This window comes from Paenibacillus sp. FSL R7-0273, from assembly GCF_000758625.1.
In the GTDB taxonomy this organism is placed as follows: Bacteria; Bacillota; Bacilli; order Paenibacillales; family Paenibacillaceae; genus Paenibacillus_AQ.
In genome coordinates this window covers 4,727,913-4,740,263 of the sequence record NZ_CP009283.1, presented here as the reverse complement: position 1 = coordinate 4,740,263, position 12,351 = coordinate 4,727,913, and the positions used below count along the sequence as shown (strand labels likewise).

Below are 12,351 nucleotides of genomic sequence, written 5' to 3'. Positions count from 1 at the left end.
GCAGGCAAGCTTAGGCTGATTTCATGTTCAGTAAAGGGGGATGGCCCGATGTTTCAACATTTATTTGCTGAGATGAACAAGATGCTCCAGGAGATTGCCCGCGACTACCCCTCTGCGGAGGGGGAATACCGGAATGATCTGATCCGCAAGTACAACATGCTTCACAGGCTCAGCGACCGAGTAATGGATGAATGGCTGGCCTTTGCCGAGAAGCTGAGTGAGTTCCGGGAGCAGACGGATTGTCAGCTTGAGCCGGAGGAAGAGGCTGCGCCGCAGGAGGCTCCTGAGCTTGCCATGGATTCCTTTGTCCGGGGTCAGGGCTATTACAAGCTGCTGATGTACGGCAAATGCATCCAGCAGTTTCAGGAGGTAATCAGGAGGTATCCGGACAGCCTTGCTGCCCGCCTGTATCTGGCAATGGCTTATTTGCAGGAGGGTGACGGTGAGACGGCCTGGAGTCACCTGAACCATATGCTTACCCTGATCCGGGAGAGCAAGCTCAAGGCAATGATCTATAATGCCCTCGGCTGCATCAGGGCCTCCCAGGAGCGCTTCCTTGAGGCGAGTGAGCTGTTTGGTTTATCTCTGCAGCACGACCCGGCCCTGCCGGAGCCGAATCTCAACCTTGAGGTCTGCCGCAAAAAAGGCGGGAAGCTCCAGTTTGGGGATCAGCTTGTTTCGCTTCTGTAATCATAGCCCATTATTTAGGCGATGCATCCACTTGACAAGCGGCTTGCATCGCCTTTTTACGTAACTTCTGTTATGCTGATATGGAGTCTCAAGTGAAAGGGAATAGAACTTACAATGAAATTTGCCGTGCTTGATTTTGAAACTACGGGAACCCAATCTGTGGGTGAGATCATCCAGGTTGGCCTTGCCATTATAGAAGAAGACCGGTCTGTTTCCCGGGTATATGGGTCCTATGTCAAGCCCGGAACACCGATTCCTCCTTTTATTACAGGCTTGACCGGCATTACCGATGCAGATGTTGCAGATGCGCCGGAGCTGGACGAAATGATGATGGAGCTGGTCCCGCTGCTGGACGATGTTGTGCTTGTAGGGCATAACGTCGCTTTTGATTTTCACTTTTTACAGAATGCCCTGGACCGCTGCGGTTATCTGCCGTTTCAGGGGAGAATTCTCGATACGATTGATTTTCTCAAAATATGCTTTCCATCGCTGTCCACGTACCAGCTCGGTGCTGTCAGCGGACATTTTGGACTGACGCATGAGCGGCCGCATCAGGCAGACAGTGATGCGCTGGCCACAGCGCTTGTACTGCTTAAATGTCTGGACGAGCTGTACAGCCTGCCGCTGCTGACCATTCAGCGGCTGAATGAGCTGTTCGCTGGTGAAGACAGCGATCTGGCCTGGTATTTCGACGGACTGCTGCGTGAACGGGAGATGGAGACCTTCCAGCCCGAGGGCGAGCTGACCTTTCACCGTCAGCTGGCACTGGCCGTCGGCGACTGGAATGAGCTTGCTCCGCCGCGCGAGGAGGGTTCCGGCAATCCTTTGGAGAATGTATCCTTTGAGGATTACATGGCCGAGGTAACGACCAGGCTGAAGGATACCTTACCCCAGTATGAAGCACGGGAAGCACAGGAGATTATGATTGGCGAAGTAAAGACAGCCCTTCAGGAGGAGAAGCATCTGCTGATTGAAGCGGGCACCGGCACCGGCAAATCGCTGGGCTACCTGCTGCCGGCTATTTACCATAGTGTGCGGACAGACCAGAAGGTGATGGTCAGCACCCATACTATCAATCTGCAGGATCAGCTGCGTGAGCGCGACATCCCCCTGCTGACTACTGTGGTTCCCTTTGCATTCAAAGCTGCCGTCTTTAAGGGAAGAGGGCACTATTTGTGTCTGCGCAAGTTTGAACATAAAATAAACAATAAAGACTTTGTAAGCACCAGGGAAGAATCGCTTACGGCAGCTCAGATGCTGGTCTGGCTCACCCAGACGCAGTCCGGCGACGATGAGGAGCTGAACCTCAGCGGCCGGGGCGGCGATTTCTGGGAGAGTGTTGCCAGCGATACGGATTCCTGTCTTGGCAGAGCCTGCCCCTGGTTCCGGAAATGCTACTATCACCGGGCCAAGCATGAAGCGGGCATTGCCGATGTCGTTATCACGAATCACTCCAAGCTGTTTGCTGATGTGAAGGCCGGACATCAGCTGCTGCCCGCGTATGAGCATCTTGTCATAGATGAGGCCCATCATCTGGAGGACGTGGCGGGCAAGCATCTGGGTATGCAGATGAAGTATTTCACGGTAGCCCATACCCTGACACGGCTGTATAAGGACAGCCGGAACGGACAGCTGCCGGCGCTGCGCCAGACCCTGCAGTCTTCAGGAAGCGAACAGGCCTCTGAATGGAGCGGTGTCATTGACCGGATCTATCCTGATCTGCTGACCGTTAAGGAGACATGGGATGTGCTCAGCGATAAGCTGTTCGGACTGCTGCCTGACCGCAGCGATGCGGCTGCCGGTGAAGCCGGACAGCTGGTGTCGCGGCTGCATCCCGGCAAGAAGCCAAGGGACTGGGAAGAGCTGGCGGCCCTGGAGAACACCCTGAATCTCAGCCTTAGTGATATTATCCGCAGAGGCGACAAGATGCTCAGCGAAATGCGCGATACGGACAGCCAGTCCTCCTCGGACAGTCTGGTGACTGACATCGGCGGACTGTTTAAGGACCTGGCCTCCATACGTGAGCAGATCCGCTTCTTCATGGGCCTGAATGACGAGAATATTGTGTACTGGATGGAGGGCAGTAGCAACTACCGCGGTAAATCCCTGCAGCTGTATGCTGTTCCGGTGGATGTCAGCACCCAGCTCAAAGAGCTGTTCTTCGATAAGAAGAAGAGTATAACGCTGACCTCGGCCACCCTGTCTGTAGATAAATCCTTCCAGTTCATGATAGATAATCTCGGCCTGGGAGAGGCTGTAGAGCAGGACAGGCTGATGACCGCACTGCTGCCTTCACCGTTTAATTACCGCGAGCAGGCGCTGCTTGTAATACCTCGGGATTTTCCTAGTGTGAAGGGCAGTGTAGGCGATGCCAGGTTTGTTGACCGGCTTGTGCACTCGCTTGCTGAGGCTGCAGTGGCAACCAAAGGGCGCATGCTGGTGCTGTTCACCTCCTACAAAATGCTGAGGCAGGTCTACGACCCGCTCAAGGAAGCGCTGGCTACTGAAGACATCGCAGTGCTGGGACAAGGAGTGGAGGGGGGCAGCCGCAGCAAGCTGATCCGCCGCTTCCAGGACAGCCCTGCAGCTGTTCTGCTTGGCACGAGCAGCTTCTGGGAGGGTGTGGATATTCCCGGAGATGCGCTGACCTGCCTGGCGATAGTCAGGCTGCCGTTCCAGCCGCCGAACCATCCGCTTGCAGAAGCGAAGTCGGAGCTGCTTCAGGCCCAGAAGAAGAATCCGTTCATGAAGCTGTCAGTGCCGCAGGCGGTTATCCGCTTCAAGCAGGGCTTTGGCAGGCTGGTTCGCACCGCCCAGGATCGGGGAATTGTCATTGTATATGATACCAGGGTAATAGAGTCTTATTACGGGAAGTATTTCCTGTATTCGCTGCCGGGTCCCAAGATGGAGCATATGCTGACCGACCAGATGGTTCCGAGAATCGAGGAATGGCTGGAAGGCGGTATTTCATAACCTTTTTACGTCATTATCTAATATTTGTCTAGTGCCGCAACCGCCTCCTGTGAATAGATGAGGGAGATGGTTGCGGATTTCATACACAGCAGAGTTATACTAAAATTTAGGAGGAGAAGACATGAAATCGGACAAAATATCGGAGGCTGTCGTCCGCAGGCTCCCTGTGTACCTGCGTTTCCTGAATGATCTCCAGAAGCGCGAAATTGCAACCGTTTCTTCCCAGGAGCTGGGACAGAAGCTGGATCTTAATCCGGCGCAGATCCGTAAGGATCTCGCTTATTTTGGAGATTTTGGCCGGAAGGGCATCGGCTATGATGTATCCTATCTGATCGAAAAAATCCGTCACATCCTCAAGCTGGACCAGCAGATCAACGTAGCTCTGGTCGGGGCCGGTAACCTGGGCCATGCCCTTTCGAATTACAATGCTTACCTTAAGGATACAATGAAAATTACTGCAGTATTCGACTCCTATGCACCCAAGGTGGGCCAGAAGATCAACTCCCTGACGGTTCAGCCGATGGAGGAGCTTGGACGGACCATCCGTGAGCAGGGAATCCGGATCGGCATCATAACCGTACCGGACAGCGAAGCGCAAAATGTTGCTGATATTCTGGTGGAATCGGGCATTGAGGCCATTCTTAATTTTGCGCCGGTTATTCTGAAGACACCGTCGTCCATCCGCATTCATGCGGCTGACTTTACAACGGATCTGCAGAGCCTTGCCTATTATTTGCATGACGGAAAGGAAGAAGTTAAAGATGAACAGCAATAAAACGATAATCGAGGGCGGGCGGTTTCTGGTACCCGGCTCCATTCAGCCTGTGCTGAGCGGTTATATGATGATAGAGGACGATCTGATCACTTACATAGGGGAAGATAAGCCTGCGGCCGGAGAAGGCGTCCTGACGGTCGATGGCAGCCGTCTGCTGTTCATGCCGGGACTGGTCAACACCCATGGCCATGCGGCGATGTCGCTGCTGCGCGGATATGGTGACGATATGGTGCTTCAGAGCTGGCTGCAGGAAAAGATGTGGCCGATGGAAGCGAAGTTTACTGGCGATGATGTGTACTGGGGAACCGCCTTGTCTGTGCTTGAAATGCTGAAGGGCGGAACTACAACCTTCCTGGACATGTATGATCACATGGACCGGGTGGCAGAGGTTACAGAGCAGTCTGGTATCCGCGGAGTACTTATGCGCGGCGCCATCGGCCTGTGCCCTGAGGATGTGCAGAACCAGAAGCTCGCGGAAGCTGTGGAGTTTGCGCGTAACTGGCACGGCAAAGCGGACGGCAGAATTACAGCCATGCTCTCGCCGCATGCTCCATACACCTGTCCGCCGGACTTCTTCATGAAGTTTGTACAGGCAGCCCATGATCTGGATCTGCCGATGCATACCCATATGTCCGAGACACGTCATGAAGTGGAACAGAATGTAGCAGATTACGGTCTTCGTCCGGTTGCGCATCTGGAAAAGCTGGGTATGTTCACCCGCCCTTCCCTGATTGCCCACGGCGTCCATCTGAATGATGAAGAAATTGAAATTCTGGCCAAATACAATGTCGGAGTATCTCATAATCCGGGCAGTAACCTGAAGCTGGCGAGCGGAGTTGCCCGTGTGCCTGAGCTGCTGAAGGCAGGAGTCAAGGTCTCGCTCGGCACCGACGGGGCAGCCAGCAACAACAATCTGGATATGTTTGAGGAGATGCGGCTGGCGGCACTGATCCATAAAGGGGTCAGCGGTGATCCGACGGCTGTTCCTGCACCGGAAGCGCTGCTGATGGCGACAGAATACGGGGCGGCCTCGATCTACCTGAACAATGTCGGCCGTCTGGCTGCAGGGATGAAGGCGGACTTTATTGCGATTGATATTGACCAGCCGCACCTGCTGCCGCATTCCGACCTGCTCTCACATGCTGTATATTCGGCCAGTGCAAAGGATGTAGAGCATGTCTGGGTTAACGGTAAGCAGGTTGTGAAGCACGGCCAGTGCCTGACGCTGGACGAAGAGGAAATCCGTCGGAAGGCGCAGGAAACCTTTGAAAGCCTGCTCAAGCGGTAATGTATTACGCTGCTACGGGTAATCCGTTGGCGTACAGAGTTTTATAGAGGAAAGGGAGCTGCGCTTTGAGGAAAAGGAAAAAATGGCTTCCGCTGGCGGTCAGTGCGGTACTGCTCCTTTTGTTCGGACTCGGGCAGTTCTATGCCTATATTATGAAGGACCAGTGGGCTGAGCGCAGCGCGGCCAAGGAAGTGGCCAGAGCCCGTGCAGGGCTGACTGAAGTGACCAAGGCCCAGAAGTCTGTCTGGGACGAAAACTCGTCTTATTGGGTGCTTACAGGCACCAATGAGGCCGGAACCAAGCTGATGGTCTGGGTCCGCTTTACACTTGACGGTAAGCCGGCAGGGGGCGACAACGATATTTATGCTGCCGAGCTGGCCAGCGGCACTTCAGAGCAGCAGATGCAGGACAAGCTTGCTGCGGAGCTGCCGGGTGCCAATATCCGGCGGCTTCTGCCCGGCGTATTTAACGGGGAATATGCCTGGCAGGTCTTTTACAAGCAGGATGGCCGGTATTATTACCGTTTCTACCGTTTTGCCGACGCTACGGCAATCGGGGAAGGATACAGCCTGCCTAGCAAATAAGACGGCACAAATGGCAAAAGCAGCGGGTAGACGTAATGGTCTGCCTGCTGCTTTGTTTTGTTAATCAGATATTCGTATATGGCGGGATATGCCTGTTATGATATATAAATAATATAGCAAGCTGCCAAATGTAAAGATTATACGTCTTTATGCCCGGGCGGATTCCAGTGATGCTGGGGAAAGCAGGCTGATTGTACAAAGAAAAGACATGAATGAGCTCATCATTCATGTCTTTTTTGCCGATATGAAAAAGAAGCCAAGCAGGAATATCCAAAAATTAGTACCAAAAATTTTAAATATATTCACAATTTTTTGCGGAATCGTATATACACATATGATATACTAATGCTTGTACTTAAGACATGCCAAAGAGCATGCCGGTCTTATGAAAGAACGCTAGACATGCTATCTTAACTTTTAATATATTGATTGGCTTACATCTGAGAGGAGGACGTTTCTTGAAATTACGTCTTATGCCAGTGCTGTTAACGTCTTTGTTGTCTGCTGCGCTGCTGTTTGGAGGCTGGTACGCCTACCGTCAGTTTGCTGTGCAGGAGCCGCTGCAGAAGATTGTATCATCCTATGAAGGAGTCAATGAATCACATATTAGTATTAACCGCAATGAGGTCACTTTGAAACTCGAGCTTGAGCCGGGAACCAAATTACGTGAGCTTGTACAGTTTGTAAACACCGAAGGCAAATCGGCCATGGGCGGCCGGACACTGAAGCTTGATGTGGACCAGAACTCCAGCGACCTGCTCGATGCTTATTGGGAAAAGGCGATGTTTTCTGTTGCAGAAGCGATGGAAAGCCGCAAGTATACACTGATTCCGGCTAAGCTGGACGGACTCAGAACTCAAAACACCGAGTATAAAGATGTGACAGCTACGACCGAAATTGATGACAATAACGTCTACGTGAGCCTGAGCGACGGTAAACAGAGCAAATTTATTATTTTACCGCGGGTTCCCGGGTCGATGGGAGTGTGGAATAATGCCTAAGTACTGGAAGGAAATTCTCGCCGGCTTTGCTCCGGTGCTGCTGATCTTTATGGCTTTTGTCGGAATTAATATCTTTCCGGTCATCATTGCGGCCGGCATGGTCGCGGCCCTGCTGGTGATTGCCCATCTGCGCGGAGGACTTACTGTTAACGCCGGGGCAGACAAGAAGCGCAAGAAGAACGGTCCGGCCAAGCTTACCTTTGAAGAGATCGGCGGTCAGGATAACGCGAAGCAGGAGCTGCGCGAAGCGCTTGATTTCCTGATCCGGCATGAGGAGATCAGCAAGTTCGGCATCCGCCCGCTTAAAGGGATTCTGCTGACAGGCCCTCCGGGAACAGGGAAGACACTGATGGCAAAGGCTGCGGCACATTATACCAACTCCGTCTTTGTTGCAGCATCAGGCAGTGAATTTGTGGAAATGTATGTAGGTGTCGGGGCCGGACGTATCCGTGATTTGTTCAAGGATGCCCGTACCCGTGCTGTTAAGGAAAATAAGCAGAGCGCCATTATTTTTATTGATGAAATTGATGTTATCGGCGGCAAGCGCGAAGGCGGACAGCAGCGGGAATACGACCAGACCTTGAATCAGCTGCTGACCGAGATGGACGGGATCTATAATAACGATACGCCGCGTATCCTGCTGGTTGCTGCAACGAACCGCAAGGAAATGCTGGATTCAGCACTGCTGCGTCCGGGCCGGTTTGACCGCCATATTCAGGTGGATATGCCCGACAAGAAGGGCCGCAAGTCCATCCTTGATCTCCATGCCAAGAACAAGCCGCTGCATGCTGCAGTCGATCTGGACAAAATTGCCGAGGAAGCTTACGGCTTCTCCGGCGCCCAGCTGGAGAGCGTGATGAACGAAGCGGCGATTTATATGATGCGTGAAAACCTGACCGAGGTGGAGCAGCGCCATTTATCCTCGGCGATCGACAAGGTTATGATGGGCGAGAAGACGGACCGCGAAACCAACCAGGAGGAGAAGCGGCGGGTGGCGATCCACGAGCTGGGCCATGCGATTATGGCGGAGCTGCTGCGCCCGGGAAGCGTAAGCCAGGTGACTCTGACTCCGCGCGGCCAGGCACTTGGTTATGTACGGCATAATCCTCAGACAGAGCAGTATCTGTATACCAAAGACTATCTGGAGGACCAGATTATGATCGCTCTTGGGGGTGCAGCCTCTGAGGAAATGTTTTACGGCGGACGCAGCACCGGCTCGCGCGGTGATTTTGACCAGGCGCTGAATATAGTAGAGACAATGATGAAGTCGGGTCTTACCTCGCTCGGGATTGCCAATCTGCAAATGGTTACCACTGAAGAGCTTATGAAGGAAAACAGTAAAATACTGGACGAGCTTATGCTCCGCACCCGGGAGCTGCTTGAGAATCAGCGTAGTATTTTTGAATACTCCCTCGACATCCTGATGAAGGAAGAAGTCCTCTCCGGAGAGCAATTTCGTTGTCAATTTAGTGACAGTGTAAAATTACCGGCATAAATATTTATGCCGGTTATTTTTTTTTACTTTTCAGACATGCTAAGATATTATTATATGTCGGGCCATATATTTTTTTTCGACAGACAAGGTACAATACAAAAGTATAGATACCTGAAAGGATGGAGACTTTTACATGAAGTTTAAAAAGATCGGTGTCATCGGCGGTGGCACAATGGGACAGGGGATTGCCGAAATGCTGGCAGCCAAAGGTCTTGATGTATTACTGGTGGAGAAAAACGCAGAAAGACTGGACTACTCCTATGAAATGATCGAGACAAATCTCGACAAGCAATTGGAGAAATGGGCAATTACACAGGCTGAGAAGAAGCTGATTCTGAGCCGTATCCAGAAAGTTACACATTTTGCCGAGCTCAGCTCCTGCGACATGGTGATTGAAACCATTACTGAAGATCTGGAAGATAAACAAAAAGTGTTTAACCAGCTTGACCAGGTATGTCCAAGCCACATTATTCTGGCCAGCAACACTTCTACCCTCAGCTTGACTGAGCTTGCCAGCTCTACAATGTATCCGGAACGCGTTATCGGCATGCATTTCATACATCCTGTCGGCAAGGTAGATCTTGTTGAAATTGTGCGCGGTCTGAAAACCTCTGACAGCACCTTTGAAGATACCAAAACCTTTGTTGATGAAATCGTTGAGAAGAAGGGCGTAATGATTTATGAATCCCCGGGATTTGTAACTTCACGCCTAATTTGCCTGTTCATTAACGAGGCTATGCATGTTCTGCAGGAGGGTGTTGCTTCTCCTGAGGATATCGATGACGCAATGCGTATCGGCTACCAGTTCCAGCACGGGCCGCTTGAGATGGCTGACCGCTTCGGTCTGGACTCCGTACTTGCCGCACTTGAGAACATGTTCCGGGAATACGGCGAGCTGAAATACCGCCCGTCCACCATTCTCAGAAAAATGGTGCGTGCAGGACAACTGGGTGCAAAATCCGGCGAAGGCTTCTTCAAGTATGACAAGGATGGTGACCGTATATGAACGTTTTAGTAATCAACTCCGGAAGTTCCTCTTTGAAATATCAGCTGTACAATATGACTGATGAATCTGTGCTGGCCAAAGGGCTGGTAGAGCGCATCGGGATGGATTCCTCCATTCTGACCCACAAGCCGACCGGCAAGCAGGAAGTAACCGAGGTCAGCGAAATTCTGGAGCACAACACGGCTATCCGCAAGGTGCTTGCCTGCCTGACTGACAGCGAGCATGGTGTAATCAGCTCTATTGAAGAAATCAATGCTGTAGGACACCGTGTAGTACACGGGGGCGAATATTTCAAGGAATCCTCTTTGGTTAGCGGCGATGCTAAATCGAAGATCCGTCAATTGTTCGACCTTGCTCCGCTGCACAACCCTGCTGCAGTAATGGGGATTACAGCAACAGAAATCAATATGCCGGGTGTTCCGCAGGCTGTTATTTTTGACACTGCGTTCCACCAGACTATGCCTGAAAAAGCTTATATGTACGCCATTCCTAGAGTGCTGTACAACAAATACAAGGTTCGCCGCTACGGCGCGCACGGTACCTCCCATGACTTCGTAAGCAAAGCTGCTGCCGAGTATCTGGACCGTCCGCTGGAAGACCTGAAGATCATTACCTGCCACATCGGTAACGGTGCCAGCGTAACTGCGGTTCAGGGCGGAGTATCCGTTGACACTTCAATGGGGATGACCCCGCTGGAAGGTCTGATGATGGGTACACGCAGCGGTGACCTCGATCCGGCTATCGTTCCTTATGTTATGAACAAGGAAGAGCTGTCTGTCGGCGAAGTAAACTCCATGCTGAACAAGCACAGCGGCCTGCTGGCTATTTCCGGCGTGAGCAGCGACATGCGTGACATTATTGACGGTGCAGAGAAGGGCGAAGCGAATTCCACGCTTGCTTTTGAAATGTACGAATACCGTCTGCGTAAATACATCGGTTCCTATGCAGCAGCTATGAACGGTGTGGATATTATCGTCTTCACAGCAGGTGTCGGCGAGAATGCCTCACTGCTGCGTGAACGGGTACTGAACAATCTGACGTTCCTGGGCATCGAGCTGGATGCTGAGGCTAACAAAGTACGTTCCGGCGATCCGCGCCGCATCTCCACAGCTGATTCCAAGGTGCAGGTGCTGGTGGTTCCGACAAACGAAGAGCTTGTCATTGCCCGCGATACCTATCGCCTGGTGCAAGGAATTAACGGCTAAATTAGAGGAGAGATCTTAGGCATGGCTAACAAAAGTGTGATCAAGAATGTGAATGAACATGTCGGAGAGAGTGTTGTCATTGGCTGTTGGGTGAACAACAAACGCTCCAGCGGTAAAATTCAATTCCTGCAGCTTCGGGATGGTACAGGCTATATCCAGGGTGTTGTGGTGAAATCAGAAGTGCCTGAGCAGGTCTGGGAGGATGCCAAGAGCCTCACCCAGGAAAGCTCGCTGTATGTAACAGGCATTATCCGCGAGGAGCCGCGCAGCCAGTCCGGATATGAAATGACGGTTACCGGAATTGAAGTGCTGCATCTCACTGAGAATTATCCGATTACCCCTAAGGAGCATGGCGTTGACTTCCTGATGGATCATCGTCATCTCTGGCTTCGCTCCTCGAAGCAGCGTGCGGTACTCGTTATCCGTGCGGAGATTATCCGTGCGATTCAGCAGTTCTTTAACGAAAATGACTTTACCAAGGTGGATCCGCCGATCCTGACTCCAACCTCGGCTGAAGGAACCACCAACCTGTTCCATACGAAGTATTTCGATGAGGATGCCTACCTTACACAAAGCGGCCAGCTGTATATGGAAGCTGCAGCTATGGCACTTGGCAAGGTGTATTCCTTCGGTCCAACCTTCCGTGCAGAGAAATCCAAGACCCGCCGCCATCTGATTGAGTTCTGGATGATCGAGCCGGAAATGGCTTTTACTGATCATGAAGAGAGCCTTGTAGTACAGGAGAATTTCATCAGCTTTATCGTGCAATCCGTCCTGACGAACTGCCGCGCCGAGCTTGAGGCGGTGGGCCGCGATATCTCCAAGCTGGAGAATATTAAAGCACCGTTCCCGCGGATCACTTATGATGATGCGATCAAGTTCCTGAACGATAACGGCCATGAAATTGCCTGGGGTGATGACTTCGGTGCACCGCATGAGACAGCGATTGCTGAAGCCAACGACAAGCCGGTGTTCATTACGCATTACCCGGCGTCCTTCAAGGCGTTCTATATGAAGCCGCATCCTGAGCGTCCTGAGGTAGTACTCTGCGCAGATATGATCGCGCCTGAAGGCTACGGGGAGATTATCGGCGGTTCGCAGCGTATCGACGATCCTGCATTACTGGAGCAGCGCTTCAAGGAGCACAATCTTTCTATGGATACTTACAAATGGTATATGGACCTGCGCACCTACGGCTCCGTGCCTCACTCCGGCTTCGGTCTGGGACTTGAGCGTACTGTAGCCTGGATTTGCGGTCTGGATCATGTACGTGAAACCATTCCGTTCCCGCGTACACTGTACCGTCTGTACCCGTAAATAAAGTGAAAGGGGCA

At 52.1% G+C, this 12,351-nt stretch carries 10 protein-coding genes; all 10 read left to right on the top strand.

From position 1 onward, the window contains the following. Positions 1-48 precede the first annotated feature (48 nt). The 10 genes from R70723_RS20365 (at position 49) to asnS (ending at position 12,334) form a co-directional block, all read left to right on the top strand. The gene (locus R70723_RS20365; protein WP_039874876.1) at positions 49-690 is read left to right on the top strand and encodes a tetratricopeptide repeat protein; all 642 of its coding nucleotides are present in this window, start codon (positions 49-51) and stop codon (positions 688-690) included. A 114-nt stretch (positions 691-804) separates the two neighbouring features. Then, on the top strand, positions 805-3,663 hold the full coding sequence (gene dinG / locus R70723_RS20360) for an ATP-dependent DNA helicase DinG (RefSeq protein WP_039874873.1): 2,859 nt from the start codon (positions 805-807) through the stop codon (positions 3,661-3,663). A 121-nt stretch (positions 3,664-3,784) separates the two neighbouring features. Further along, entirely contained in the window at positions 3,785-4,438 is a 654-nt protein-coding gene (locus tag R70723_RS20355) for a redox-sensing transcriptional repressor Rex (RefSeq protein ID WP_039874869.1), read from the top strand. Next, positions 4,425-5,726: an amidohydrolase gene (locus tag R70723_RS20350; protein ID WP_039874866.1), complete on the top strand. Its 1,302-nt coding sequence runs from the start codon at positions 4,425-4,427 to the stop codon at positions 5,724-5,726. Before R70723_RS20355 ends, R70723_RS20350 begins: the two co-directional genes overlap by 14 nt. A 65-nt stretch (positions 5,727-5,791) precedes the next feature. Then, positions 5,792-6,310 (top strand): cell wall elongation regulator TseB-like domain-containing protein, encoded by a 519-nt coding sequence (locus tag R70723_RS20345; protein ID WP_039874864.1) that lies wholly within the window; start codon positions 5,792-5,794, stop codon positions 6,308-6,310. Positions 6,311-6,768: 458 nt separating this feature from the next. Then, on the top strand, positions 6,769-7,311 hold the full coding sequence (locus R70723_RS20340; RefSeq protein WP_039874861.1) for a hypothetical protein: 543 nt from the start codon (positions 6,769-6,771) through the stop codon (positions 7,309-7,311). After that, on the top strand, positions 7,304-8,806 hold the full coding sequence (locus R70723_RS20335) for an AAA family ATPase (protein WP_039874859.1): 1,503 nt from the start codon (positions 7,304-7,306) through the stop codon (positions 8,804-8,806). The genes R70723_RS20340 and R70723_RS20335 overlap by 8 nt, the downstream gene beginning before the upstream one ends. A 133-nt stretch (positions 8,807-8,939) precedes the next feature. Continuing rightward, the gene (locus tag R70723_RS20330) at positions 8,940-9,812 is read left to right on the top strand and encodes a 3-hydroxyacyl-CoA dehydrogenase family protein (protein WP_039874855.1); all 873 of its coding nucleotides are present in this window, start codon (positions 8,940-8,942) and stop codon (positions 9,810-9,812) included. Then, complete coding sequence (locus R70723_RS20325; RefSeq protein ID WP_039874852.1) at positions 9,809-11,017, top strand: acetate/propionate family kinase; 1,209 nt, start codon at positions 9,809-9,811, stop codon at positions 11,015-11,017. The genes R70723_RS20330 and R70723_RS20325 overlap by 4 nt, the downstream gene beginning before the upstream one ends. Before the next feature lie 21 nt (positions 11,018-11,038). Continuing rightward, positions 11,039-12,334 (top strand): asparagine--tRNA ligase, encoded by a 1,296-nt coding sequence (gene asnS / locus R70723_RS20320; protein WP_039874850.1) that lies wholly within the window; start codon positions 11,039-11,041, stop codon positions 12,332-12,334. The last annotated feature ends 17 nt before the right edge of the window (positions 12,335-12,351 follow it).